This is a genomic window from Thermophilibacter sp., from assembly GCF_966187215.1.
Genome location: NZ_CBIFYV010000112.1, coordinates 1 through 25,092, shown reverse-complemented (window position 1 = coordinate 25,092; position 25,092 = coordinate 1). Strand labels below are relative to the sequence as shown.

Here is a 25,092-nt window from a genome sequence, read left to right as displayed (position 1 = left end):
GCCTCGGATAACATACAAAATTAGCTACAGCTTTATATGTCCGCAGGATTGGTTTCCTGAAAACTCGATTTTTGTATGTTAATCCGCTGCGACAGGCGCGAGGCGAGGCCGTTCCTTGCGGCAGCGGCAACGGCAACGGCAGCGGCAGCGGCAGCGGCAACGACAACCCTATAGGCCATATTTCTCACGCAGCTCGGAAGCCATCTCGCGCGCATCTACCACGTTGCCATCCAGGTAGTCACGATATCCCGCGAGCAGAGACGCCCTCTCCTGCTCGGTCAGCTCCCCTCGTCCTCAAGGTCGGAGACGCGCATCACGACAAAATCATCGATACCGTCAATGCTCACGGAAAACGGTCCGTTTGCCGCAGCGTAGGCGCTGCGCAAGTCATCTTTGGTCGACTCGGTGAACCCTCGGCAGCGCCTATACCCTGCTATCCCTGCGCCCACTTGGTCAGGCGGTAGACGTTCGCCAGCTGAGCGCCGTTGTCGGAGTGCACGGCCTGCGATGTGACCAGCCCGTCGCGGCGCATGCGGCTGAGCAGGCGGTCCACGGTCTTCTCGTTGCGCCCGATGGCCGCCGCGATCTGCGCCTTGGAGCAGGGATAGCCCTCGTGGCGCTCGATAAACCGGATGATCTGCAGCTCCGAGGGCGTCAGGCGCACCGGCCCGTGGGGCGTGTCGCGGATCCTCGACGCGGCCGGAACCCTGAGGGAGCGGATGTCGGGCTCGTCGGCCCTGGCAGAAACCTCGTCCATGGGAACCTCCAATGCGCCCGCGCGCCGCGGACCGCCGTCCGCCGGCACCTCTCATTGGCGGCTCATTGTACGTCTATAGTCGTACATTCGCAAGGCGATGCCCTCTACTCTGGGGTCATGAGTACCGAGACGAGACAGAGGTTTGGGCGCAAGGTCCGGGAGCTTCGCGAGGAGCGGAGCTTCTCGATGCGCGGCTTTGCCCTCACGATCGACATCAACAAGTCGTACATGCTGGACATCGAGCACGGCAGGAAGTCGCCCACCCTCGACACCATCGAGAAGATCGCGCGGGGCCTCGGCGTCACCATCTCGTTCTTGACGAAGGGCATCGACTCCGACGGCGTGGTGGAGTACGACAGCCACGACCAGAAGCAGCCCAGGCAGGTCGAGCCGCTTTCCGAGACCGACCGCTAGGTGGACGCGCGACGCGGCCCCACAGCCCGCGGCCCCGCAGCCCACGGCGCGCACTCCCGCAACGCAAAAAGGGCACGCGCACGACCCTCTCAGGCCGCACGCGCGCCCCTTCGCGCTGTGTTTTCGCTCGTCACCCGGTGTTCTGCAGGCCGGCGGAGACGCCGGAGACGGTGCACAGAATCAGGTACATGAGCCGCTCGCGCTCGTCGGGCTCGAGGTCGGCGCCCTCCTCGCGCATCCGCCGCAGCGCGAGGGCCTGCGTCACGGACAGCACGTTCACGAACGGCAGGCGCATGCGGATGACCGGCCCCAGCACGCGACGGTGCTGCAGCGGCCACTCGTCGCCCACGATCGCGAGCACCCAGCGCCGCGTGAGCTCCATCTCGTCCAGGACCTTCTGGGAGAGGTCGTCGCGGTCGCCGAGGGCCAGGTAGAGCCGGGCGATGCGCTCGTCGGTCTTGGAGAGCGACATCTCGATGTTGTCGACGAACGTCGTGAACAGCGGCCACTCCGCGTATGCCTCGCGCAGGCGCGCGAGGTCGCCCACCTGCTCGCAGGCGCTGCCCAGGCCGTACCAGGCGGCCAGGTTCACGCGCGCCTGGGACCACGAGAAGATCCACGGGATGGTGCGCAGATCGTCGAGGGACTTGGCGCCCAGGCCGCGCTTGGCCGGACGCGAGCCGATGGGCATGAGACCCACCTCGGTGAGCGGCGTCACCGTGGAGAACCACTCGGCGAAGCCGTCGGTGTGCAGCAGGTCGAGGTACTTCTCGCGCGAGGCGACGTCGAGCTCGTGGGCGAGGTCGGCGTACTTCTCGGTGGTCTCGGTGTTGACCCACTCGATCGACGGCGCGCTCTGCAGAAGCGTCGCGCCGGCGACCGACTCCACGTGGCGGCGCGCCAGCGTGGGGTCGCCGTAGCGCGCGAAGATGACCTCGCCCTGCTCGGTGAGCTTGAAGCAGCAGTTGACCGAGCCCTTGGGCTGCGAGAGCACGGCGCGGTTGGCCGGGCCGCCGCCGCGGCCCACGGCGCCGCCGCGGCCGTGCATGAGCACGAGGTCGATGCCGTTGTCCTCGGCCCAGGCCGCGATCCGTGCCTGCGCCTGGTGAAGCACGAGCGTGGCCGAGGTGGGGCCCGCGTCCTTGGAGGAGTCGGAGTAGCCGAGCATGACCTCCAGGCGGCGGCCCGTCTCGGCGAGGCGGCGCTGGACCTCGGGCAGGCGGATCATCTCGTCGAGCGTCGCCACGGCGCCCTCGAGGTCCTCGACCTGCTCGAACAGCGGGATCACGTCGAGCGTGGGCACGTCGGACTCGTGCGCGAACGAGAGGTGCGCGAGCTCGTAGACGTTGGCCACGTCCTCGGCGGACTTGGTGAAGGAGATGATGTAGCGGCGCGCGGCGTCCACACCGTTGCGGCGCTGGATCTGCGCGATCGCGCGGAACGTGTCGATGACCTCGCGCGTCATGGGCTGCAGCTCGCCGCGCTCGCCCCAGCGCCCGTGCTCGCGGATGTCCTCGAGCGCGCGGCGGTGCACCAGCGAGTGCTGGCGGAACTCCATCTCCACGAGGTGGAAGCCGAAGGTCTGCGCCTGCCAGATGAGGCGCTGGACGGGGCCGTAGGCGGTGCGCACCGCGCCGGCGCGCGCGAGCGACGACTGCACCACGCGCAGGTCGGCGATGTAGTCGTCGGGGGTCTGGTACATGACGTCGGCCGTGCGCTCGATCGTGGCGCGCAGGCGCTCGGAGATGACGAGCAGCGCCGCGCGGTGCAGCTCGCTCGCCGAGATGCCCAGGGCGCGCGCCGTGAGCCGCTCGCTCATCTCGACCTGGTGGCTCCAGAGGCTGAGCAGCGCGTCGGAGGGCGGCGTGGAGATCGCGTCGAGCGTGACGTTGCGGCCCACCGTGTAGGTGGCGTCGGCCAGGCGCTCCAGCACGTGCACGCGGTACTTCTCGGCGACCTGGCGGCTGACCTTGGCGGTGACGTTGGGGTTGCCGTCGCGGTCCGAGCCGATCCAGCTGCCGGGGTGGAAGAACGCCGGACAGACGGGCGGCACGGTGCCGGCCTTGTCGCCGAGCTCCCAGTCGTCGAAGCGGCGGTAGACGTCGGGCACCATGTCGAAGAGGGTGTTGTCGAAGATGTCGAGGACGGTGTCGGCCTCCTCGACGGGCGTGGGCTTCTTGTGCGCGATCGGCGAGGTGCGCAGGAGCGCGTCGATCTCCTGCAGCATGCGGCGCTCGTTCTCGGCGCGGGCGGCGCCGCCCAGGCGCGAGCGCTCCTCGAGCAGCCCCGCGATGCGGCGGATCTTGCCCTCGACGGCCTTGCGGCGCGCCTCGGTGGGGTGGGCCGTGAAGACCGGGCGGAACTCCAGGCGGTGGAGCAGCGCGATTGCCTTGCCGCGGCCGCACTCGTCCACGAGCTGGTTGAACGCGACCGTGATGTCGTTGATCGGGTCGGCGGCGTCGGAGGTCGGCACGCGGCTCTCGCGGGCGCGCAGCGACCCCACGCGGTAGTTCTCCTCGCAGATGTTCGCCAGGTGGAAGTACGAGACGAAGGCGCGCATGAGCATGGTGGCGCTGTCCTCGTCGAGCCCCTCGATCACGCGCTCGAGGTCGGCGAAGGCTGCGCCCGAGGCGGCGTGCGCCTCGGCGTCCTCGCCCGACTCGTCCTCGTTGGCGCGGATGGCGTCAGCGAGCAGGGTGTCGAAGGTCTCGCGCAGCGAGGGGCTGAACTCGTCGAGCACCTTGCGCACCAGGCGCAGGAAGAGGGCCATGTTGTCCGCGATGGTCTCGGGGACGTCTACCCCGGCGAGCAGGGCGCGGGCGTCCTCGGCGGTGTTCGCGAGGGCGGCAATGTTAGCGGACGCGCTCTGGGCGTCCTGGTTCTTCTCGGCCAACGTTGCTCCTTTTGCGGGTGTGCGGTCCCGTCTACGATACCGCGACGAGACGCTCCCCGAAAAGACCCCACGGGCGAGAAATGCGTTGTTCACGTTGAGGCCGCGGGGCGGGGTGCGGCCGGGGCGCGGGGCGCGTCAGAGGAAGCGCGCCATGTACGTGGGGACGCACGTCACTGCTCCGTCGCTTTCGCGCGTTACATCGAGGCTGAGGAGTCGCGTCACGAAAAGTGGTGTAGGGGCCTCCCCGCGGGGGCGAGCCTCCCCGCCGCCAATCCTACGCCGCCCTCGCCTTCCTGTCGAACGCCTCCCTGACGAGCCTCAGGACCCGCTCCTCGCCCCCGGGCTCGGCCGGCAGGGGGTCGCGCACGTAGCCCTCGGCGAGGGTCCTGGGGTCTATGAAGTTGGTCGCCGAGAGCCACGCGTCGTTCTGGTCGCAGCACACCGCCCCCACGAGGCGCAGCAGCGACTCGAACGACGGGAAGACCTGCACCACCCTCGTGCGCCGCTTGATCTCGCAGTTCATGCGCTCGCAGACGTTGTTGGTCCTGACCCACACGGCGTGCTCGCGCGGGAAGTCGGGGTAGGCCGGCGCCGAGGGCTCCGCGTCCTCGAGCAGGCGCGCCCCGGCCGGGTCGCGCGCGGCGAGCAGCTCGCAGGCGCGGCGGTAGCCGGCCCGCGCGAGGGCGGGGTCGCGCTCGGCCAGCGCCGCCTTCAGCGCCCCCACGGCGGCGTCGCCGACGCTGCGCCTGCGGCAGCGGTCGCGCACGTTGCGCTCGAGGTGGGCGACGCAGCGCTGCCAGGACGCCCCCGTCAGGACCTCCCGGACGGCGCGGACGAGCCCCTCGTGGGCGTCGGAGGTCACGAGGCGCACGCCCGACAGGCCGCGGCGGCGCAGGCCGAGCAGGAAGTCGCGCCAGGACAGGTAGCTCTCCGCGTCGACGCGCCCCAGCCCGACGACCCTCCTGCGCCCCGAGAGCGAGCAGGCCACCGCCGTGACGAGCGCGGCCGACCGGGCCGCCCCGGCCTCCCGGCACGGCACGTAGGTCGCGTCGAGCCACAGGTAGGGCCACGGCCCGGACGACAGGTCCGCCGAGCGCATCTCGGAGACCTCCTCGTCGAGCGAGGCGCACAGCCGCGAGACGCGCGAGCGGCTCATGCGCTCCACGCCCATCTCGGCCGCGACGCGCTCCACCTTCCTGGTGGAGACCCCCGAGACCCACATGTCGCAGATCGCCGAGGCGAGCGCGGTGTCGGTGCGCGACCACCTCTCGACGATGTCGTCGGGGAAGTAGCTGCCCTCCCTGAGCTTGGGCACCCTGAGCGTCACGGTGCCGACGCAGGCGTCGAGCCGGCGCTCCCGGTAGCCGTTGCGGGCCACCCCCAGCTCGGAGGCCCGCTCGTCCATCACGGCGTTGAGCAGCCCCTCCAGCGTCGAGCGCAGCGCGGCGTTGATGTCGATCCTGCCGTCGGCGCGGGCGCCGGCGGAGGCCAGGGCCTCCTCGTGTACAGTGTCCATTGCGGCCGTCCCTTCTCGCGAATCTGACGTTGTGGTGACTCACGATTCTAGGGGGCGGCCGCGCCCCTCCGGGCGCCGGCCGCCTGGCCGCCTACACCAAGTTTCGGGACGCGTCCGGCTGAGGGGAGACTTATCCGCAGGCAGGGGCTCGATTACCGATTTTCGCAGTTTTTTATTGGGCTGATTTGCCGATTTTTGCATGTTTTGGGGCATCGGGATTGGATTTTTCCGCGAGTCGGACCTCAGGTTGGCGACCGCGAGCGGCGAGCGGCAGGCGGAGCGTGGGCACCCGGCGCGTGCCCACAAATGCGGCATCTGTGTTTTGGTGGCACACACTTGGACGATTTGTGGGCCATCGTCGGGCCCCGAGGACACAGATGTCCGCAGAATGAGCCATCTGTGTCCCGAATGACGCCTCGGGCCGGTCCCCCGGCACACAAATCATGCAAATGTGTACCGCCAAAACACAGATGGGCGATTTGTGGGCAGAGGCAGTCTTTGAGCAGGGGGCGCCTGCGGGCAGAGGCGGTCTGCGGGCAGGGGTTGCCCGCGGGCAGGGGCGGTCTGTGGGCAGGAGCGATCTGCGGACCGTGGCGCTTTGTGGGCGGCGCGCGGGCGGCAACATCGAGCTCGCCAAGGCAACCGTACCATCGCTGCTCACCAAGAGACGGCAACCCGCCTACCGAAAGAGCTCGTCGTGGCTGCCCGTCCTCTCGAAGAAGGCAACCTCGTCATTGGACGACCAGATGACCAGCCAATCCCCCGCGTTGGCCACATGGCACTCCCTGCGCCCCGCCCAGTTTCTCGTCAGCGCGTGCATGTTGTGACGACGGCGCAGCACGTCCAGCGACTCTGGGGCGTTCTCGACGACAAGGTCGATGACCTTCTCGAGCTCCGAGAGGTCTCAGCCCCTCCTGGCCGCCTTCTTCTTGAGGTCTCGCCTGAAGGCGGACGAGAAGTCCGCCGAGAGGCGACCCATCAGGACATCGCCGCCTCGATCAGGTCATGCCCGCTCTGATACCTCCCCGCCTTGCCGGAGGCGAGAAACGCGTCGCCCTCTGCCATCGCGGCGAGGCTCTCGTCGTTGGGCTCCTCGGGCGCGAAGGTGAGCGGGATCCGGTGCGTGTTGACCATCTGCTTGTAAAAGGCCCGCGTCACGGAGGAGAGATCGAGCCCGTAGTAGTCAGCGACGGCAGCGGCGCCGCGCTTGAGGTCCTCGTCGACTCGAATGGTGAGCGTGGAAGTAGCCATCGTGCCCTCCTCCTATCATTGACACTACATACGTATTATATTGCACATACAAACGTATTTATACGCACACGAGCATCCATTTTCGCCCCTGCCCCCTCGCCCGTGGGCCTCCGCAGGCAGAGGCTTCTTGTGATTGTGCGCGTTGTTCCCGGCCGAATCCGACGATGTCCGGGGCGTGGTCTACAATCGGGCGCGTCACACACGATGAGAGGAGCTTCTCGTCCCATGCGTACCCCGTTCAAGCGCCACGAGGTCGCCACGGTGCGGCCGACCGGCGACCGCGTGACGCCCCGCACCCCGCGCTACGGCGTGGAGACGCGCGGCCGCCGCAAGCGCCGCGCCCGCGAGTCGTCGCGCGAGCAGGGGTTTCTCGCCCGCGTGACCAACAACTGGTGGAACCGCCTGATCTCGGCGGTCTTTGGCGGCAAGCTGTCCGAGCAGACCGAGCAGTACCTCGCGCACCAGACCAAGCGCGACTACGTCTGCAACACGCTGGGCCAGGCCGCGTGGGGGATGCTCTTCCCGCTGCTCACGATGGTGTGCACGTGGCTGGTGGGCGCCGAGCGCGCGGGCCTGTTCTCGATGGCGTTCACGGTGGGCACGCTGCTGTACTTCCTGGCCAACTACGGCGTGCGCACCTACCAGGTCTCGGACCTGGACGACATGCGGTCGTTCCGCGACTACCAGGTCAACCGCTTCCTCACCTGCGCGCTCATGCTCGCCGTGGGATGGCTCTGGTGCCAGGTGCGCGGCTACGACGCCGAGATGTTCTCGATCTGCATGGGCGTGCTGGTCTTCCGCGCCGTGGACGCCCTGGCCGACGTCTACGAGGGGCGCCTCCAGCAGAAGGACAAGCTCTACCTGGCCGGGCTCTCGCAGGCGGTGCGCTGTGTGCTGGGGCTCGTGGTGTTCTCTTTGGTGCTGCTCGTCACGCGCAGCCTGACGGTGGCGAGCTGGGCCATGGCCGTGGGCGCGGTGGCGTCGCTCCTGCTGCTCACGGTCCCGCTCGCGCTCTTTGAGACCGAGCGCAGCCTGCCGCTCACACTGGCCGGCGTGCGCGAGCTCTTTGTGGAGTGCTTCCCGCTGTTCCTGGCGCTGTTCCTCTACAACCTGATCGACTCGGTGCCCAAGTTCGCGATGGAGGGCGCGCTCTCCTACGACAACCAGCTCTACTACAACGCGATGTACTTCCCCGCGCACGCCATCCTCATGGCCGCGGGCTTCATCTACAAGCCGCAGCTCGTGCGCCTGGCGCGCATCTGGGACGACCCCGAGAAGCACCGGCGCTTCGACCTTTTGGTGCTGGCCATGCTCGGCGTGATCGCGCTGGTGACGGGCGCGGTGGCCCTGGTCATGGGCACGGTGGGCATCCCCGTCATGAGCGTCATGTACGGCCTGGACTTCGAGCGGTTCCGAGGGCTGTGTCTGGTGATGGTGGCCACGGGCGGCGTGTGCGCGTGCATCGACTTCCTCTACCAGATCGTCACGGTGCTGCGCGCGCAGAGCCGGGTGAGCCGGCTGTACCTCATCGCGTTCGCGTTCAGCGTGCCCGTGGTGGTGCTGCTGGTGAGCTACGCCGGGCTCGCGGGCGCCGTGGTGGGCTCGCTCGTCTCGATGGCGATTCTTCTGGTGCTGATGCTCATGGAGTACGGCTCGATCCGCCGGCACGCGGAGGGCCAGACATACTAGCCGGCGGCGCGGGCGCGACGGGGCGCCGCGGGGCGAGAAGGCCGCGCCCATGTTGCGAGTTTGCGCCGTCCCCGGGCTTCTCGGCCAACGGGGGGCGCCACGGACCCTATGCTGATACGAGCCTGAAGTCATCTGCTGGCTCGCGTCGGAGGGAGACCGCCATGTCCCTGGACGTCACCGCCGGTCGGGGCGCGCCGCGCCGGGGCGCCCCCATGGCAGCGTGCGCGCTGCTCGCCGCGACGCTCGCGCTGATCGCGGCGCTTCTCGTACCGATCGCCTACCTGGGCGCGCTCGTCGACGGCGTGATCGCTCCCATGGGGGTCACGGACGCGCAGGGCCGCGCGCTCGCGGCGGTCCTCTCGCCCGCGGGGCTCGCCGTCTTCGGAGCGCTCGCCGCGCTCGTGCTCGCCTGCGTCATCGTCGTCAACGCCCATCGCCTGCGGCGCGCGCTCGCGACGTTGGCCGCGGCCGCCGCGCTGTGCGCCGCGCTCCTCGTGGTGCTGGGGCTCTGTGAGAACGCGCTCGCGGGCCTGCTGCCCGTTGCCTGGCAGGGAGCCGTGACGAGCGCGGCGGGAGGCCTCGCCGACCTCGCGTTTCCGTGCGCGTGCGCGCTCGCCGCGCTGTCGGCGGCGCTCCTCTCCGCCTACGCGAGCGTCCGCCTCGTCAAGGGAGGTAACTCATGAGCGACGTGAGGGACCGAGGCGGCGCGGGACCGCGCGTCGTCATCGTCGTGAGCCTGCTCGTCATCGTCGCGGCCGCCGTCGCGATCGCGGCGCTGCTGCTCCGGGGCGGGACGCGGGCGGCGCGGGACGGGGCGGCCGCCGGCGAGCAGGGCGTCGGCCCCTCGGAGCTCGCCGAGAAGAGCGAGCTGGTGGACGTCTCGCCCGACGGCGTCACCTACGTGAACAGCGAGGTCCTCGTCTACGCGGCGGACGGCGCCGACGACGGCCAGCTGCGGGAGCTCTTCTCGTCGGTGGGCGCCGCCGACGTGGACGACTCGCTGGCGGACCTCACGCTCTACCGGCTCGTCTTCCCCGACTCGCTCCCCTACGACGACCTCTCGGCCAAGCTCGACGCGCTCAACGCGAGCCCGCTCGTGGAGCAGGCGATGCTCGACCCGGTGGTGAGCTCCGGGACGGACGCCGAGGACGACTTCCAGACCGCCGACGCCGCCTATCCCAACGACCCCTGGGAGGGCGGCTCGTCATGGGACGTCGGCGTCCCGCGCGGCGGGAACTGGGGCATGGAGGCCATCGACGCACCGGGCGCCTGGGGCTACCTCGACCGGCTCTCCACCGTGAACGTGGGCCTCATCGACACGGTCCCCAACACCGACCACGAGGACCTCAAGGGCATGTTCGACGGTGCCCTGATCTACAACATCGACTCCAAGAGCTCCGCCACCACGACCCACACCTCGGGCCAGCCCCAGGACCACGGCTCGCACGTCGCCGGCATCATCGACGCCGACTGGAACAACGAGACGGGCGTCTCGGGCGTCATGGGCGGCAGGGGCCGGCTCTACTACTGCAACACCTACTACGTCAACGACCCCAGCTACGAGCAGGGCTACGGCACGGCGTTCAGCTACCTCACGGCGCTCAGGCACCTCGTCCAGAACGACGTCAGGGCCATCAACATCAGCCTGAACACCAGCCGCGAGGTCGGCTACGCGGCGAGCCAGGGGGACGAGGCGCACCGCACGCTGGCGCGGAACTACCTGCAGAGCCAGGCGGACGCCGTCGAGCGGGGCATCAGGGAGCTCGTCGATCAGCGGAAGGAGGCCGGGCAGCCGGACTTCGTCATCTGCGTGGCGGCGGGCAACACGAACGGCAACTACTTTCGCCCCGACTCGAGCAACACCTACGGCTACCGCATGCTCGACCCCGACGAGCAGGTGCAGGACGGCGACCTGAACGGCGGGGCCCTCGCCGTCTACAACAACTTCCTCAACCTCGCCGACGACCCGGAGGTCATGAACCGCGTCATCGTGGTGGGTGCCGTGGGCGTCGACGACGAGAGCTCCACCGCGGACCAGACGCGCTACGCGTACGCCTCCTACTCCAACCTGGGCAGCCGCGTGGACGTGGTGGCGCCGGGCACCGCCGTCTACAGCTGCACGGTCGCGGGCTACGAGGAGCTGTCAGGCACGTCGATGGCCACCCCGCACGTCACGGGCGTGGCGGGCCTCGTCTCCGCGGCCAACCCCGAGCTCTCGGGCCCGGACGTCAAGCGCATCGTGATCGCCTCGGCCGAAGGGCGCTACTATCACGGCAGCAGCTACAGCGGGCTCGTGAACGCCAGGACCGCCGTGGAGAGCGCGCTGCGCACGCGCGACGAGTCCGTGGGGCGCGTGGTGACCAACACGGCGACCAACGGCCTCGACCTGTGCTTCGTGGTGGACACCACCGGCTCGATGGGCGACGACATCGAGAACGCGCGCCAGAACATGGAGCAGATCCTCGCGAGCCTGGCCGCGCGCACCGAGAACTACCGCGTGGCGCTCGTGGACTACCGGGACTACCCGGCGCGCACCCACGATGACGAGGACTACCCGTGCCGCGTGGAGCTGGACTTCACCAACGACACCGCCGCCATCACGCGGGCGATCGACGACCTCGACCTGGGGTACGGCGGGGACAACGAGGAGACCGTCTACTCGGGGCTCATGCGGGCCGTGGGCCTCGGCTGGCGCGACGACGCCAAGAAGGTGATCATCATCCTCGGCGACGCCGCGCCGCTCGACCCCGAACCCGTGACCGGCTACACCTACGGAGACGTGCTGGCCGCCCTCTACAACGGCGGCATCGGCATCGACTACGCGTCCTCGGACGAGCGCGTGCTCGGCGAGCCCGACGAGAGCCTCATCAACGTCTTCTCGATCGGCACCGACGCGAGCTCCGACGCGATGGACTTCTTTGACGGCATCTCGTCCTCAACGGGCGGCACGAGCGCCGACCTCAGCAGCTCCTCGGAGGTGAGCGACGCCATCACGGCTTCCATCGACCAGATCGAGGTCGAGGCCGGCGTCACGGCCGAGCTGGACTTCGGGCCCGACATGGCGGGCGCGCGCGTCGACCTCTACGCCGCGGACGGCGGCGCGGCGGATAGCGGTGCGGAGGCCGGCGAGGCTGGCGAGAGGCCCGAGGCGGGCACGTATCTCTTCTCGTTCACAACCGACGGGTCGGGCGCGTTCACCGTGGAGGGCCTGCCGGCCGGCGACTACGTGTGGACCACCGACGGGGCGGCCGGCGGCGGCACGCTGAGCGTGGCCACCGGCGGCATGGCGCCCGACCTGCGGACGGCCGACTCGTTCTGGTTCGCTCCGCTCATGCGCGCGTGGGACCGGGGCGCGCCGCTGTTCGTGTGCGCGCTGCTGCTGGTCGTCGCCGCGTGCGTCGCGGCGCCGCTCGGCGTCGCCCAGGTCGCGCGGAGCCGCGCGGGACACGGGGGCGGCGCGTCGAGTGGCAGTGCGTCAGGCGACGGGCGCTTCTGCCCGCGCTGCGGCGGTCCCCTGGCGCCCGGCGCGCGGTTCTGCCGAAACTGCGGCCACCGGCTCTGACGCCCTCCGGGGGAGCGGCGTCAGCGGCCCTCCCCCGCCGGCGCGAAGCCCGCCGCCAGCTCGTCCTCGACCTGCGCGAGCCAGGCGGCGCGGCCCTCGGGCGTGCTCTGGTCGATGCCGCCGAAGTTGTGCCACGTGCCGGCGCCGCAGCCGAGCTGCCAGAACGTCGCGTCGAGCAGCGTCCCCTGGATGCCGTCGCCCAGGCGCTCGCGCATGAAGTCGGTGGGGTTGGACGAGGTGGTGTAGGCGTCCACGCGCTCGATGTGGCCCAGCCTGCCGGCCAGCCCCGCGCCCGTGGCCTCCCACGAGAACCCGGGCAGCATCACGCGGTCGAGCCAGCCGCGCAGCATGGCCGGCACGTCGTTCCACCACACTGGGAACACGAGCACCAGCCGATGCGCGCGGGCGAGCTGCCCCTGGTAGCGCGCCACCAGCGGGTCGAGCGCGCGTCCCTCGTTGTAGCAGGCCAGCTCCTCGCGCGTCATCGCGGGTTGGAAGCCGTCCGCGTAGAGGTCGCAGACCTCGTAGCGGGCGCCCGCGCGGTCGAGCCCGCGGCACGCGGCCCCCAGGATCGCGTGGTTGAAGCTCCCCTCCCACGGATGGCAGTAGACGACCAGCGCGTCGAGGTCCCTCTCGCTCATGCGGCGCTCCTCTCAAACGGGGTTCGGGTACGCTCTTCTCAGCCCAGAGTATGACACGGAGGAGCGAAGATGGCATACCCACGGAGCGTTCAGGGGGTCCTGGCCCGCAACCAGGCATTTGTCGAGAAGGACCGCGCGGCCGCGGCGGAACGGCCGGCCACGGGGCGCCCGGCGCTCGGGCTGGCGGTGGTCGCGTGCATGGACGCGCGCCTCGCCCGGATGCTGCCCGAGGCGCTCGGCCTGGACGACGGCGACGCCGTCTTCGTCCAGGTGGCCGGCGCGAGCGTGCGCGAGCCGTACGGCGAGGCGATGCGCTCGCTGCTCGTTGCCGTGGGCGAGCTCGGCGTCACCGACGTCATGGTGGTGGGCCACACCGACTGCGGGACCTGCGGGATGCGCGCGGGGCACCTGGTCGAGGCGCTCGTGGCGGCCGGGTGCGACCGGGCGCGCGCGGAGGCGGAGCTCGCCCGCGAGCCGCGCGCCGCGGCGACGCTCGAGGGGTTCGCGTGCCTCGAGGACGAGGTCGCGCGCTCCGTGGCGGCCGTTCGCGCGCACCCGCTCATGCCGGAGGCGGTGCGCGTCTGGGGCTTCACGATCGACGTGGCGACGGGCGCGCTCACGCCGGTCGACTGCTGAGCGCGCGGGCTTCTCGCCCGGTCCTTCTCGCCGCGCTCCCCTAGTCCAGCTCGCGCTGGCCGGTCCAGAGCTGCCAGTACTCGCCGCGCTTGGCGAGAAGCTCCTCGTGCGTGCCGCGCTCCACGATCCGGCCGTGCTCCAGCACCATGATCGCGTTGGCGTTGCGCACCGTGCTCAGGCGGTGCGCGATCACGAACGTGGTGCGCCCTGCCATCAGCGCGTCCATGCCCCGCTCGATGAGCGCCTCGGTGCGCGTGTCGATGCTGGAGGTGGCCTCGTCCAGGATCAGCACCGGCGTGTCGGCGATGACGGCGCGCGCGATGGCGATGAGCTGGCGCTGCCCCTGGCTGAGGTTGGCGCCGTCGGAGACCACGGGCGTGTCGTAGCCGCGCGGCAGGCGGCTGATGAAGCCGTCGGCGTTGGCCACGCGCGCCGCGGCGCGCACCTCCTCGTCGGTGGCGTCGAGCCGCCCGAAGCGGATGTTGTCCGCGATGGTGCCGCTGAACAGGTGGGTGTCCTGCAGCACGATGCCCAGCGAGCGGCGCAGGCTCTCCTTCGAGATGTCGCGCACGTCGATGCCGTCGTAGGTGATCACGCCCGAGCGCACCTCGTAGAAGCGGTTGATGAGGTTGGTGATCGTGGTCTTGCCCGCGCCCGTTGACCCCACGAAGGCAATCTTCTGCCCCGGCTTGGCGTAGAGCGTGAGGTCGCCGAGCACCGTCTGCCCCTCGACGTAGCCGAAGTCCACGTCGTAGAAGCGCACGTCGCCCTGGAGCGGCACCAGCTCGCCGTCGATCCGCCACGCCCAGCCGGCGGCGCCCGCGGCGGTGCGCAGGTCCAGGCCCTCGGCGCCCGCCACGCCGCCCGACACGCGCTCGAGCGTCACGCGGCCGTCGTCCACCTCGGGCTCCTCGCGCATCACCGCGAAGATCCGCTCGGCGCCCGCCAGCGCCGTGAGCAGGAAGTTGCCCTGCTGCGTGAGCTGGTTGAGCGGCGCGGCCGCCTGGCGCACGAAGACCAGGTAGCTCGCGAGCGAGCCCACGTCCATCTGGCCCGCGAGCGTCAGCAGCGCGCCCAGCACCGTCACCACCGCGAAGTTGGCGAAGGTCACGCACACCGTCACGGGCACCATCGTGGAGGCGTAGGCCTGCGCCGTGGCGCCCGTCTCGCGCAGGCGCTCGTTGAGGTCGCGGAACTCCGCGAGGTTGGCGGCCTCGCGGTTGAAGACCTTCACGACCTTCTGGCCCGCCGTCATCTCCTGGACGTAGCCGTCCACCTGGCCGAGCATGGCCTGCTGCCGCGCGAAGTGGCGCCCCGAGCGGCCGCCCGCGTGGCGCACGTACAGCGCGATGGCCGCGTCGGCCACCACGGTCACGATGGCCAGTCGCCAGTCCAGCGCCACGAGCAGCGCGAACGTCCCCACGATCTGGATGAGCGCCTGCACCGCGGCCGCGAAGCTGTTGTTGAGCGCCTCCGAGATCGTGTCCACGTCGTTGGTGAAGTAGCTCATCACGTCGCCCGCGCGCCGCTGGTCGAAGAACGACAGCGGCAGCTTGATGATGTGGCCAAAGAGGTCGCGCCGGATGTCAAAGACCACGCGCTGCGCCGCGCGGACCATCACCTGCGTGTAGCCCAGGGCGGCGAGCGCGCCCGCCGCGTAGATGGCCGCCGTCGCCGCCACCGCGCCCACGAAGGCGTCGCGCGCCCCCGCCGTCACGGCGTTGACCACGGGCTTGATCATGTAGGTGCCCACGAGCCCCGCGCCCGCGCTCACCGTCACGAGCACCGCCACCGTCAGAAGCTGCGTGCGCGCGTGCCCCATGTAGCCGACGAGCGTCCTCAGCGTGCGGCGCACGTCACGCGGGCGCGCGGGCGCCGCCGATCCCCTAGCGGGCATCGTTGGTCTCCTCCCCGTGAATGCCAGAGCCGATCTGGCTCTGGTAGAGCTCCTGGTAGATGGGGTCGCTGGCGAGAAGCTCCTCGTGCGTGCCCACCGCGTGCAGCCGCCCCTCGTCCAGGATCGCGATCCTGTCCGCGTCCATGACGGAGTTCACCCGCTGCGCGATCACGATCTTGGTGACGTCGCCGAGCGCGGCGAGGTTGCTCCGGATGCGCGCGTCGGTGGCCATGTCCACGGCGCTCGTGGAGTCGTCGAAGATGAGCACGAGCGGGCGCTTGAGCAGGGCGCGCGCGATGCACAGGCGCTGCTTCTGCCCGCCCGAGACGTTGACGCCGCCCTGGCCGAGGTCGCCGTCGAGCCCGCCGATGCGGTCCAGGAACTCGTCGGCGCAGGCGAGCCGGCACGCCTCGAGCATCCGCTCGTCGGTGGCGTCCGGGTCGCCCCAGCGCAGGTTGTCGCGGACGGTGCCCGTGAACAGCACGTTGTTCTGCAGCACCACGCCCACCGCGTCGCGCAGGGCGGCGAGGTTGTAGGCGCGCACGTCTCGCCCGCCCACGAGCACCGCGCCGGAGGTGACGTCGTAGAGCCGCGCCACCAACGAGACGAGCGTGGACTTGCCCGAGCCCGTGGCGCCAAGCACGCCCAGCGTGGAGCCAGCCGGGACGCTCAGGCTGACGTCCTCCAGCACGTCCTTCTCGGCCCCCGCGTGGTACTTGAAGCTCACGTGGCGAAACCCCACCGAGCCGTCGGCCACCTCGCGCGCCGCGCGCTCCGGCGAGGCGAGCGTGGGCTCCTCGGCGAGCACCTCGCCCACGCGCTCCACCGAGGTCAGGGCGCGCGCCATGAGCAGGAAGACGTTGGAGATCATCATGAGCGAGTTCACGATCTGGAACACGTAGGTCATGAAGCCGGTGAGCGTGCCCACCTCGAGCGTGCCGGCCAGGATCATCGAGCCGCCCATCCACATGATCGCCACGCAGATGGCGTACATGGCCACCTGGAAGATCGGCGTGTTGAGCACGGCGGTGCGGAAGGTGCGCGTGGCCGTGTCGGCGAGGTCGCGGTTGACGTCGGCGAAGCGCTCGGAGACGTGGCCCTCGCGCACGTACGCCTTGACGGCGCGGATGGCCGTGAGGTCCTCCTGCAGCGCGCCGTTGAGGCGATCCATCACGCCCTGCAGCACGCGGTAGAGCGGCGCCACGCGGCGCACCACCAGCGCGAGCGCCACCGCCAGAAACGGCAGCCCCACGCAGAAGACCAGCGCCAGCCGCCAGCTCATGTAGAACGCCAGGAAGACGCCCATCACGAGCATCGAGGGACCGCGCAGCATCGGGCGGAAGGCCGTGACCAGTGCGTTCTGGATCACCGTGACGTCGGAGGTCATGCGCGTCACCAGCGACGAGGTCTCGAAGTCGTCGAGGTTGGCAAACGAGAAGCGCTGCACGTGCGCGAACTCCGCGTCGCGCAGGTTGGCGCCCAGCCCCATGGCGGCGCGGGCGGTGAAGCGCGCGTAGCCCAGGCCAAAGAGCAGGGCGAGCAGGGCGCAGAGCAGCATGAGCGCGCCGCGCGTGAGCACCACCGAGACGTCGCGCGCCATGATGCCGTCGTCGATGACCGACGACATGAGCACCGGGATCACGAGCTCGAGGCCCGTCTCGCAGAGCACGAACAGCGCGCCCACGAGCGCGTCCTTTCGGTACGGCCCGAAGTAGCGGGCCATCAGAGCGACCTCACTCATCGCGGGCCCCCTCTCGCAGGCGCGCCTCGAGGTTCGCGCGCACGCGGGCGAGCAGGCCGGCGTAGGTGGCGCGCTCCTCCGGCGAGAAGCCCGCGAGGGCCGCCTCGTCCACCTCGTCGCAGCAGAGGTCCCACGTGGCGGCGACCTCGCGGCCGCGCTCCGTGAGCGCGATCGTCTTGGTGCGGCGGTCGTCGGCGGGCGCCGTGGTGAGGAAGCCGCCGCGCTCGAGCGCGTCGAGGGCGCGGCTCACCGCGGCCGGGTCCACGAGGAAGTAGTCGGCGAGCTCGCGCTGCGTGGCCGAGCCGTTGGCGGCGAGGTACGAGAGGAACTTGGGCTGGCCGAAGGCGAGGCCGAGGTCGCACATCGCGGCCTTTAGGCACGCGCGCTGGGCGTGGAGCGCCCGGTAGAGCAGCATGTGCGGGTCGCGCAGCGCGCGGCCGAGCGCGGCGGGCCTCTCGTCCGCTTGGTCGTTCTGGTCCATGGGAACCAATCCTTGACGTCTCAATCATTGACGAGTCAAGGGTATAGGACCGTCACGCGCCGCTGTCAAGCGCGGCGGGCGGCCCTTCTTGCCGGTCCTTCTCGCCGCGCGCTTCGACGCTCCCCGCCCCTCTCGCCCCGCTCCCGCGCGTCCCTCTCGCCCTTCGCTCCCCTCCTCCACGATTAACGCGCAAAATCTGACAAACTCGATTTTCTTTCCTGCAATTATATGAATATGAAACCATTTTTTGCGGGTTATTTGCCTTGAGTGGACGGTGCGGGCGCACGGCGGGCCGGGACAGAACGGCGGGGCGAGAAGGGCGGGGCGGGCGCCTCCCGCGGCACAAAAAAGGGACGGAGGCGTGACGGCCTCCGTCCCCACGGTCGCGCGCTTGCGCGGGCTCGCTACTTCTCGGCGGCGTAGAAGCTCTTGAACGCGCGGAAGATCACGGCCGCCAGGGCGGCGCCCACGAGCGGGGCGAAGATGAAGACCCACACCTGGTCGAGCGGCAGGGTGTTGCCCGTGAACGACATCACAAGCGCGGGGCCGAAGCTGCGGGCGGGGTTGACCGAGGTGCCCGTCAGGGGGATGCCCATGATGTGCACGAAGGTCAGCGTGAGGCCGATCACCAGGCCGGCGAAGTGGCCGGTCTTGGAGTCGGCGGTGACGCCCAGGATGGTGAGCACGAAGACGGCGGTGAGGATGACCTCCACGACGAAGGCGCCGACCATGGACAGGCCCACGGTGGACGCGCCGTCAAAGCCGTTGCAGCCGAGGCCCGTGGCGGCCACGCCGCCGAGGCCCGCGCACTGGCTCACGATGAACAGCAGCACGGCGGCGGCCACGATGCCGCCCACGAACTGGCCGACCCAGTAGCCGAACAGGTCCTTGAGGGAGATGCGCCCGTCAAGGTACTGGCCGAAGGTGACGGCCGGGTTGATGTGGCAGCCGGACACGTTGCCGATGACGAAGGCCATCGCCACGATCGACAGGCCGAAGGCCAGCGCGATGCCCAGGGTGCCGAGCGTGCCGCCGGCGATCGCGGCGCTGCCGCAGCCAAAGAGGGTGAGCACGAACGTGCCGAGCGCCTCCGCGGCGTACTTCTTCATGGAATCCAAGAGAACCTCCTCGTGACGTCCGTCCGCGCGTCCTCTCGGGCGCGGGCGCGAGCCGGCCACCATGGCGCGGCAGCGGACGATTGTTGCCAATCGCCGGGCGCCGCACAACGCAGACGGCCGCATCTCAAGGTCTCGTTGAGCCGGCGCGACGCGGCAGGGTTCAACCCGCGGTTTCAGGAACCTGTGTTACGCGCGCGTTTCCTACATGTTACATGGCAGAATGGAGGGTCTCTGTGAGGCATCGGTTTTGGATTTCTCTCTTGATACGGAGGACCGCGTGGAAGTCACACGAAGGGACCTCGGGCGCCTGGCGCTCGCGCTGATGACGGCGCCCGCCGCGCTCGCGCTCGGAGGCTGCGAGCAGGTCGAGGACATCGTCGACCCCGGCCCGCACGCGGGCGAGACCCTGCGCGCCGGCGTGCGCGCGGACGTGGTGGGCTTCGGCTACCTCAACGAGGAGACGGGCAGCTACTACGGGCTGGAGATCGACCTCGTGGACGAGCTGGCCGCGCGCCTGGGCTACGACGGCGTGGAGCACGTCACCGTCACGCCCGACGGCCGCAAGGAGATGCTGCTCGCCGGCGACGTCGACCTCATCGCCGCCTGCTACTCCATCGCCGACTCGCGCCTCGAGAACTTCGACTTCTCCCCCGCCTACTACGACGACGCCATGATCGCCGTGGTCCAGAACTCCTCGATGATCGCCACGCTTGACGACATGACGGGCCGCACGTTCGGCACGATGGCCGGCTCCAACGCCGCGCCGCTCCTGAGCGTGCGCCTCTACGAGGAGGGCTTCTCCAACGGCGAGGTCGTCACCGCCAACGAGGACAACTCCGAGGTGAGCTTCGACACCTGGAAGCTGCTGCAGTTCCCCAGCTACCAGGAGCTCTCGGACGCCCTCGAGGAGGGCCTGGTCGACGCCATGGTGCTCGACGGCGCCATCGCGCACACCTACATGGACGACAAGCGCGCCCGCCTCGAGAACTTCGTGGTCGCCGAGCAGTCCTACGGCGTCGCCACGCAGAAGGGCTCCGCGCTCTCCCAGGAGGTCGCCGACACCGTCCAGGGGCTTCTCGACGACGGGACCGTGGCCGAGCTGATCGACAAGTGGGACTAGGGGGAGACGCGATGCAGATGTCCAGAAAGCTCAAGCGCACCATCGCGCTTCTCGTCATCCTGGTGGCGGCGAGCATGATCGTGATGGGGGTCCTGCTCTCCGACCTGCAGGAGGGCCTCTCCGTGTCCGGCTACGACACCGAGATGAGCGAGGAGGCGGCGCAGCTCCCGCAGCTGCTCGAGACCGCCGACGAGGAGAACGCCCAGAACAAGCGGTCCTTCGACGAGGTCTACCAGTCCAAGGCCGCGAGCGTCGCCTTCATGGCGCGCAACGACGCCGGCTTCGCGGCCACCGACGCCAAGATGCGCGAGTACCAGCAGCTGCTCGGCGTCAACAACGTCATGGTGGTAAGCGCCGACGGGCAGGTCCTCGCCCAGGCCGAGAAGACCCAGGCCGACTTCTCCCTCGCCCGCTACAACTACCTGCGCGCGTGCCTCTCGACCGGCGAGCCCTCGCGCGCCGTCGAGGTCGAGCTGCCCGAGCGCGGCTGGCTCATGCGCTACTACGCCGCCCCCATCGACGACCAGACGATGGTCGTCATCGAGCAGAGCCCGGAGGAGCTGCGCGCGCTCGTGGAGGAGACCGGCTCCACCGCCAGCGTGCTGCGCAACATCTCCATCGGGCAGAGCGGCTACGTCTTCGCGCTCTCGGCCCAGACCTACGTGATCGAGTACCACCCCGACGAGGCGCTCGTCGGCACCGACGCGCTGCGCGACGGCATCGACGTGACCGCCCTCGAGGACGGCACCACCACCTGGATGGCCCTCGACGGCCAGCAGCTCTACTGCCACGTGAGCCTGATCGGCGACACCTACTACGTCTGCGCGGTGCCGGCCTCCGACATGGCCGCGTCGCGCACCGTGACCGTGGCCGTGATCCTGTTCGTGTTCTTCGTGGTCATGGCCACGGTGGTGCTCTACGGCATCTTTGTCATGCGCCAGGAGGAGCGCGACGGCACCGAGAAGGACCATCTCGTGCGCCTCGGACGGCTGCGCTACAACCGCGTCATCGGCAAGCGCGCCGCGGTCTTCTCGGTGGTGGGGCTCCTCGCCGTGCTCGTGGCCTCGTTCTACATGCAGACGCTCTTCGCGCTCTCGTCGCAGTCGGTGGCCAACAGCGAGCGCGCCGAGTCGGTGGCGACAACCATCGAGCGCGTGGACGAGCGCGCCGACGAGCTCACCGCGCAGAGCGACGCGCGCAACCTCTCCAAGGCGCGCGTGGCCGCCTACGTGCTCGAGCAGAACCCCGCGCTCGCCACCAAGGACGCGATGCAGGACCTCGCGTCCGTGCTGCAGGTGGACAACGTCTTCGTCTTCGACGGCAACGGCAACATGGTGGTCTCGAGCGCGCCCTACGAGCACTTCTCGCTCTCCGACGACCCCGACAGCCAGTCCTACGCGTTCCGCCAGCTGCTCCAGGGCGTCGACGAGCTCGTGCAGGAGCCCATGGCCGACGACACCACCGGCAAGCTCACGCAGTACGTCGGCATCGCGACCTATGACGACCGCGGCTACGTGGACGGTTTCGTGCAGGTGGGCGTCGCCGCCTCCGAGCTCGAGGACCTTCTCGCCAGCGTGCGGATCGACCGCGTGCTCGACGGCGTGCAGGCCGGCGCGGGCGGATTCGCCTTCGCGGTGAGCAAGGCGGACGGCACCATCGCCTCCTACCCCGACGCGATGCTCGTGGGCAAGCCCGCCACCGAGGTCGGCCTCGACGAGAGCCAGCTGCGCGGCGGCTACGACGACTACGTCACCGTGGACGGCTCGACCTACTATGCCTCCTCCGTCGAGACGGACGACTACTACGTCTACCTGGCAAGCTCCGAGGGCGAGCTGATGGCGCAGCGCCTGCCGCTCACCCTCGTCACCGGCGCCGTGGCGCTCGCGTGCATGGTGCTGGCCTTCCTGCTGCTCAGCGTGGAGCCGGCGCGCGGCACCATGGCGGCGCGCCTCATCCTCGCCGAGCCCGCGGCGGACGACGCCGACGCGCGCGTCTTCGACGTCCTCACGCCCTCGGGCCGCACGGCCAAGACGGAGTCGGCGGTGAGCCGCTGGCTCAACCAGTCGCTCGACTGGGACGAGATGACGCCCGAGCAGAAGCTCGGCTACGTGATGCGGGTCTTCCTCGGCGTGGGCGTGGTCGCGGTGTGCCTCTCGGTGATCTTCCGCGACCAGATCTTCGGGCGCGACACGGTCTTCGGCTACATCCTCGGCGGCGGCTGGGAGCGGGGGCTCAACATCTTCGCCGTCACGGCCGCGCTGATGACGGCCTGCGTGATCTTCACCGTGTCGTGGGTGGTCCAGCGGCTGCTGCACCTGCTCACGGGCGTGCTCTCCACGCGCGGCGAGACCGTGTGCCGCCTGCTCGTGAGCCTCACCAAGTACGGCGCCGTCATCGGCACGCTCTACTGGAGCCTGGCCACGGTGGGCGTGGACACCGCCACGCTGCTCGCCAGCGCCGGCCTGCTCACGCTGGCCATCTCGTTCGGCGCCAAGGACCTCGTGACCGACCTGCTCTCGGGCCTCTTCATCATCTTCGAGGGCGAGTTCCGCGTGGGCGACACCATCTCGGTGGGCTCCAGCACCGGCACGGTCATGGAGATCGGCATCCGCACCACCAAGATCAACGACGGCGACGGCAACGTGATCGTGCTGCGCAACAGCGCGATCTCCAACGTGGTCAACCGCACCAAGATGGACTCCTACGCCAGCGTGGACGTTGACATCACCGTGGGCGAGGACCTCCCCTACCTCGAGAACGTCCTCAAGGCCGAGCTGCCCAACATCGCCGCGCGCCAGCCCAAGATCATCGAGGGGCCGTTCTACCGCGGCATCGTGGCGCTCACGAGCAGCGCGATGACCATCCGACTGGTGGCCAAGTGCGCCGAGGGGGACCGCCGCTCGCTCGAGCGCGCCCTCAAGCGCGAGATGCGCCTGCTGCTCACGCGCAACGACATCGCTCCCTACCAGCAGCAGTTCGAGCACGAGCAGCGCCGCGAGGAGACCGAGAAGGACCGCGAGGAGCTGCGCCAGGCCGACGAGTTCGTGGAGGAGCAGAGCGCGTCATCGCGCGACCTCGACAACCGCGAGTGAGCTTCTCGCCGCTTTGGGGTACTCCCGGCCTTTCGCACGCCTTGGTTGCCGAGGCGTTCGTCTGGCCGAGAGCTTTGAGCTTGCTCCCGACCAAACGAACGCTTTAGGCCCCGATTCCGTTCGTTTTGCCGGGAACAAGCGATGTGACAAAGGGACAAAGGGGACGGAGGTATTTGTCACACCTCCGTCCCCTTTGTCACGTTCTGTCTGACGACCGCTAGAGCAGACGGAGGCCGACCTCCTTGAGCTGCTTGGTCGTGACCTCGCCGGGCGCCTCGGACATGAGGTCGGAGCCGCTGGAGGTCTTGGGGAACGCCATGACCTCGCGGATGGAGTCCTCGCCGGCCAGTAGCATGCACACGCGGTCGAGGCCGAGCGCGAAGCCGCCCATCGGGGGCGCGCCGTACTCGAGGGCGTCCATCAGGAAGCCGAACTTCTCGCGCGCCTCCTCGTCGGTGTAGCCGAGAAGCTCCAGCATGTCGAGCTGCATCTGGGCGTTGTGGATGCGCATGCCGCCGCCGCCGGCCTCGTAGCCGTCCATGACGAAGTCGTAGGTCGCCGAGCCCGCGGCCAGCGGGTCGGCCTTGATCTTCTCGATGTCGGTTTCGGTGGGCAGGGTGAAGGGCTGGTGCTCCGCCTCGTAGCGCTTGGCGTCGTCGTCCCAGTGGAACAGCGGGAAGTCCACGACCCAGAGGAAGTCGTGGCCCTCGCGCGGCACGTCGAGCGCGTCGGCCATGTGGCAGCGCATGCCGCCGAGGATCTCGTCGGCGGTCTTGCGGTCGGCCACCGCGAACATCACGAGGTCGCCGAGCTCCACGCCCATCTCCTCGCGCAGCGCCGCCATCTCCTCGTCCGAGAAGAACTTGACGATCGGGCTGTTGACCGAGCCGTCCTCGCGGAAGGCGATCCAGGCGAGGCCCTTGGCGCCGAAGCCGGCCGCCACGTCGGCGAGCTTGTCGATCTGCGCGCGCGGCCAGGTGCCGGCGCCCTTGGCGTTGAGGGCCTTCACGAACTGGCCCTCGGTGGCCGCCGCGCCCGCGAAGAGCTTGAACTTGGAGCCGGCGAAGATCGACGTGACGTCGTGGAGCTCCATGCCGTAGCGCGTGTCGGGCTTGTCGGTGCCGTAGGTGTCCATGGCGTCCCAGTAGCTGATGCGGCGAAGCGGCGTGGGCATCTCGACGCCCACGCGGGCGAAGGCGTCGGCGAGAACGTCCTCCAGCTCGCCCATGACGTCGTCCTGGTCCACGAAGCTCATCTCGATGTCCACCTGCGTGAACTCAGGCTGGCGGTCGGCGCGCAGGTCCTCGTCGCGGAAGCACTTGGCCACCTGGTAGTAGCGCTCCACGCCGCCGACCATGAGCAGCTGCTTGAGGAGCTGCGGGCTCTGCGGCAGGGCGTAGAAGTGGCCGGGCTGGGTGCGGGAGGGCACCAGGAAGTCGCGCGCGCCCTCGGGCGTGGACTTGAACAGAGCCGGAGTCTCGACCTCCATGAAGTCGCGGCCGTGCAGCGCCTCGCGGATGGCGAAGGTGAAGTCGGAGCGCAGCCTCAGGTTGGACATCATGCGCGGGCGGCGGATGTCGAGGTAGCGGTAGCGCAGGCGGACGTCCTCGGCGCAGTCGAGACGGTCCTCGATCTGGAAGGGCGGCGTCTTGGAGGAGTTCAGGACCTCGATGTGGTCGATGAGGACCTCGACCTCGCCGGTGGCGAGCTTGGGGTTGTCCATGCCCTCGGGGCGCTCGCGCACCACGCCGGTGACCTTGATCGGCCACTCGGAGCGGATGGTCTCGGCCGCGTGGAAGGCCTCGCCGCCGGAGTGCTCGGGGTCAAAGGAGACCTGCGTCACGCCGTCGCGGTCGCGCAGGTCCACGAAGATGAGCCCGCCGTGGTCGCGGCGGTGCCAGACCCAGCCGGTCAGCGTGACCTGCTGGCCGATGTGCTCGCGGCGCAGCTCGCCGCAGGTGTGGGTGTGCATGGTGTGGGAGTCCATAGATGCCTCTCTCGTCCCTGCCGCCCCGTGCCGGACGGGCGGCGACTGCCGGAAGACGACGACGTGGCGTAGACGGCGCAGCGTCGCACGTGCTCGCGATTGTACTACGACGGCGTCGCGGGATGGTCGCGACGGTCGGGGCTTCTCGCCGCGCTCGCACGCCCGGGGGCCAGCGCCCGCCCCCGGCCTCCGGTTACGCACACGCGCGCCGGGTACGATGCTCCTATATCTGTCAAGTCACTCCCTGGCGACCTCCGGGGGCATCCCGTCGGCGACCCACGCGGCGTAGCGCGCCGC

Annotated in this window: 17 protein-coding genes and 1 pseudogene; 7 read left to right on the top strand and 11 right to left on the bottom strand. The window is 69.7% G+C overall.

What is annotated here, in order from left to right; genetic code table 11:
- Nucleotides 1-433: 433 nt before the first annotated feature.
- The gene (locus tag ACWTSU_RS08990) at nt 434-757 is read right to left on the bottom strand and encodes a MarR family transcriptional regulator (protein ID WP_455139882.1); all 324 of its coding nucleotides are present in this window, start codon (nt 755-757) and stop codon (nt 434-436) included.
- Between the two features lie 117 nt (nt 758-874).
- On the opposite strand from ACWTSU_RS08990, the gene ACWTSU_RS08985 reads away from it, so the two are divergent.
- Entirely contained in the window at nt 875-1,171 is a 297-nt protein-coding gene (locus tag ACWTSU_RS08985) for a helix-turn-helix domain-containing protein (RefSeq protein WP_455139880.1), read from the top strand.
- Nucleotides 1,172-1,301: 130 nt separating this feature from the next.
- Here ACWTSU_RS08985 and ACWTSU_RS08980 read toward each other — a convergent pair whose 3' ends face one another.
- The 4 genes and pseudogenes from ACWTSU_RS08980 to ACWTSU_RS08965 all read right to left on the bottom strand — a co-directional run bounded on the left by ACWTSU_RS08980 (nt 1,302) and on the right by ACWTSU_RS08965 (nt 6,831).
- The gene (locus ACWTSU_RS08980) at nt 1,302-4,022 is read right to left on the bottom strand and encodes a phosphoenolpyruvate carboxylase (RefSeq protein ID WP_455139884.1); all 2,721 of its coding nucleotides are present in this window, start codon (nt 4,020-4,022) and stop codon (nt 1,302-1,304) included.
- A 316-nt stretch (nt 4,023-4,338) separates the two neighbouring features.
- Nucleotides 4,339-5,580, bottom strand: a complete 1,242-nt coding sequence (locus tag ACWTSU_RS08975; protein WP_455139878.1) for an IS256 family transposase — start codon at nt 5,578-5,580, stop codon at nt 4,339-4,341.
- 679 nt (nt 5,581-6,259) lie between these two features.
- A pseudogene (locus ACWTSU_RS08970) lies at nt 6,260-6,469 on the bottom strand (type II toxin-antitoxin system RelE/ParE family toxin); the annotation flags it as partial.
- An 89-nt stretch (nt 6,470-6,558) separates the two neighbouring features.
- Nucleotides 6,559-6,831, bottom strand: a complete 273-nt coding sequence (locus ACWTSU_RS08965) for a type II toxin-antitoxin system RelB/DinJ family antitoxin (RefSeq protein WP_455139876.1) — start codon at nt 6,829-6,831, stop codon at nt 6,559-6,561.
- A gap of 225 nt (nt 6,832-7,056) precedes the next feature.
- Here ACWTSU_RS08965 and ACWTSU_RS08960 point away from each other — a divergent pair, with 225 nt between their 5' ends.
- From ACWTSU_RS08960 to ACWTSU_RS08950, 3 genes are all read left to right on the top strand, one after another.
- Entirely contained in the window at nt 7,057-8,520 is a 1,464-nt protein-coding gene (locus tag ACWTSU_RS08960) for a lipopolysaccharide biosynthesis protein (RefSeq protein ID WP_455139874.1), read from the top strand.
- A gap of 161 nt (nt 8,521-8,681) precedes the next feature.
- The gene (locus tag ACWTSU_RS08955; RefSeq protein ID WP_455139872.1) at nt 8,682-9,203 is read left to right on the top strand and encodes a hypothetical protein; all 522 of its coding nucleotides are present in this window, start codon (nt 8,682-8,684) and stop codon (nt 9,201-9,203) included.
- A complete protein-coding gene (locus tag ACWTSU_RS08950) occupies nt 9,200-12,082 on the top strand; it encodes a S8 family serine peptidase (RefSeq protein WP_455139870.1) in 2,883 nt (960 codons plus the stop codon). Before ACWTSU_RS08955 ends, ACWTSU_RS08950 begins: the two co-directional genes overlap by 4 nt.
- 20 nt (nt 12,083-12,102) lie before the next feature.
- Here ACWTSU_RS08950 and ACWTSU_RS08945 read toward each other — a convergent pair whose 3' ends face one another.
- Complete coding sequence (locus ACWTSU_RS08945; protein WP_455139868.1) at nt 12,103-12,723, bottom strand: NAD(P)H-dependent oxidoreductase; 621 nt, start codon at nt 12,721-12,723, stop codon at nt 12,103-12,105.
- A 69-nt stretch (nt 12,724-12,792) separates the two neighbouring features.
- Between ACWTSU_RS08945 and ACWTSU_RS08940 the strand changes: the two genes are divergently transcribed.
- Nucleotides 12,793-13,359, top strand: coding sequence for a beta-class carbonic anhydrase (locus ACWTSU_RS08940; protein ID WP_455139866.1), 567 nt, complete (start codon nt 12,793-12,795; stop codon nt 13,357-13,359).
- Between the two features lie 40 nt (nt 13,360-13,399).
- Here ACWTSU_RS08940 and ACWTSU_RS08935 read toward each other — a convergent pair whose 3' ends face one another.
- From ACWTSU_RS08935 to ACWTSU_RS08920, 4 genes are all read right to left on the bottom strand, one after another.
- Nucleotides 13,400-15,256 (bottom strand): ABC transporter ATP-binding protein, encoded by a 1,857-nt coding sequence (locus ACWTSU_RS08935; protein ID WP_455139864.1) that lies wholly within the window; start codon nt 15,254-15,256, stop codon nt 13,400-13,402.
- Entirely contained in the window at nt 15,246-16,997 is a 1,752-nt protein-coding gene (locus ACWTSU_RS08930; RefSeq protein WP_455139862.1) for an ABC transporter ATP-binding protein, read from the bottom strand. The genes ACWTSU_RS08935 and ACWTSU_RS08930 overlap by 11 nt, the downstream gene beginning before the upstream one ends.
- Nucleotides 16,990-17,478 carry a MarR family winged helix-turn-helix transcriptional regulator gene (locus ACWTSU_RS08925; protein WP_455139860.1) on the bottom strand — a complete coding sequence of 163 codons (489 nt, stop codon included), beginning with the start codon at nt 17,476-17,478 and terminating at the stop codon, nt 16,990-16,992. Before ACWTSU_RS08925 ends, ACWTSU_RS08930 begins: the two co-directional genes overlap by 8 nt.
- A gap of 404 nt (nt 17,479-17,882) precedes the next feature.
- Nucleotides 17,883-18,587 carry an MIP family channel protein gene (locus ACWTSU_RS08920; protein ID WP_455137213.1) on the bottom strand — a complete coding sequence of 235 codons (705 nt, stop codon included), beginning with the start codon at nt 18,585-18,587 and terminating at the stop codon, nt 17,883-17,885.
- Between the two features lie 286 nt (nt 18,588-18,873).
- On the opposite strand from ACWTSU_RS08920, the gene ACWTSU_RS08915 reads away from it, so the two are divergent.
- A complete protein-coding gene (locus ACWTSU_RS08915) occupies nt 18,874-19,716 on the top strand; it encodes a transporter substrate-binding domain-containing protein (protein ID WP_455139858.1) in 843 nt (280 codons plus the stop codon).
- An 11-nt stretch (nt 19,717-19,727) separates the two neighbouring features.
- Nucleotides 19,728-22,808, top strand: coding sequence for a mechanosensitive ion channel domain-containing protein (locus ACWTSU_RS08910; protein ID WP_455139856.1), 3,081 nt, complete (start codon nt 19,728-19,730; stop codon nt 22,806-22,808).
- Between the two features lie 217 nt (nt 22,809-23,025).
- Here the strand turns inward: ACWTSU_RS08910 and aspS are convergent, their stop codons facing one another.
- Nucleotides 23,026-24,795 carry an aspartate--tRNA ligase gene (aspS, locus tag ACWTSU_RS08905; RefSeq protein ID WP_455139854.1) on the bottom strand — a complete coding sequence of 590 codons (1,770 nt, stop codon included), beginning with the start codon at nt 24,793-24,795 and terminating at the stop codon, nt 23,026-23,028.
- Between the last annotated feature and the right edge of the window lie 297 nt (nt 24,796-25,092).

What these genes read in the sequence shown, in the direction of transcription:
- ACWTSU_RS08990 (WP_455139882.1), bottom strand. Translation starts at nt 757, where the DNA reads ATGGACGAGGTTTCTGCCAGGGCCGACGAGCCCGACATCCGCTCCCTC.
- ACWTSU_RS08985 (WP_455139880.1), top strand. Translation starts at nt 875, where the DNA reads ATGAGTACCGAGACGAGACAGAGGTTTGGGCGCAAGGTCCGGGAGCTT.
- ACWTSU_RS08975 (WP_455139878.1), bottom strand. Translation starts at nt 5,580, where the DNA reads ATGGACACTGTACACGAGGAGGCCCTGGCCTCCGCCGGCGCCCGCGCC.
- ACWTSU_RS08965 (WP_455139876.1), bottom strand. Translation starts at nt 6,831, where the DNA reads ATGGCTACTTCCACGCTCACCATTCGAGTCGACGAGGACCTCAAGCGC.
- ACWTSU_RS08960 (WP_455139874.1), top strand. Translation starts at nt 7,057, where the DNA reads ATGCGTACCCCGTTCAAGCGCCACGAGGTCGCCACGGTGCGGCCGACC.
- ACWTSU_RS08955 (WP_455139872.1), top strand. Translation starts at nt 8,682, where the DNA reads ATGTCCCTGGACGTCACCGCCGGTCGGGGCGCGCCGCGCCGGGGCGCC.
- ACWTSU_RS08950 (WP_455139870.1), top strand. Translation starts at nt 9,200, where the DNA reads ATGAGCGACGTGAGGGACCGAGGCGGCGCGGGACCGCGCGTCGTCATC.
- ACWTSU_RS08945 (WP_455139868.1), bottom strand. Translation starts at nt 12,723, where the DNA reads ATGAGCGAGAGGGACCTCGACGCGCTGGTCGTCTACTGCCATCCGTGG.
- ACWTSU_RS08940 (WP_455139866.1), top strand. Translation starts at nt 12,793, where the DNA reads ATGGCATACCCACGGAGCGTTCAGGGGGTCCTGGCCCGCAACCAGGCA.
- ACWTSU_RS08935 (WP_455139864.1), bottom strand. Translation starts at nt 15,256, where the DNA reads ATGCCCGCTAGGGGATCGGCGGCGCCCGCGCGCCCGCGTGACGTGCGC.
- ACWTSU_RS08930 (WP_455139862.1), bottom strand. Translation starts at nt 16,997, where the DNA reads ATGAGTGAGGTCGCTCTGATGGCCCGCTACTTCGGGCCGTACCGAAAG.
- ACWTSU_RS08925 (WP_455139860.1), bottom strand. Translation starts at nt 17,478, where the DNA reads ATGGACCAGAACGACCAAGCGGACGAGAGGCCCGCCGCGCTCGGCCGC.
- ACWTSU_RS08920 (WP_455137213.1), bottom strand. Translation starts at nt 18,587, where the DNA reads ATGAAGAAGTACGCCGCGGAGGCGCTCGGCACGTTCGTGCTCACCCTC.
- ACWTSU_RS08910 (WP_455139856.1), top strand. Translation starts at nt 19,728, where the DNA reads ATGCAGATGTCCAGAAAGCTCAAGCGCACCATCGCGCTTCTCGTCATC.
- aspS (WP_455139854.1), bottom strand. Translation starts at nt 24,795, where the DNA reads ATGGACTCCCACACCATGCACACCCACACCTGCGGCGAGCTGCGCCGC.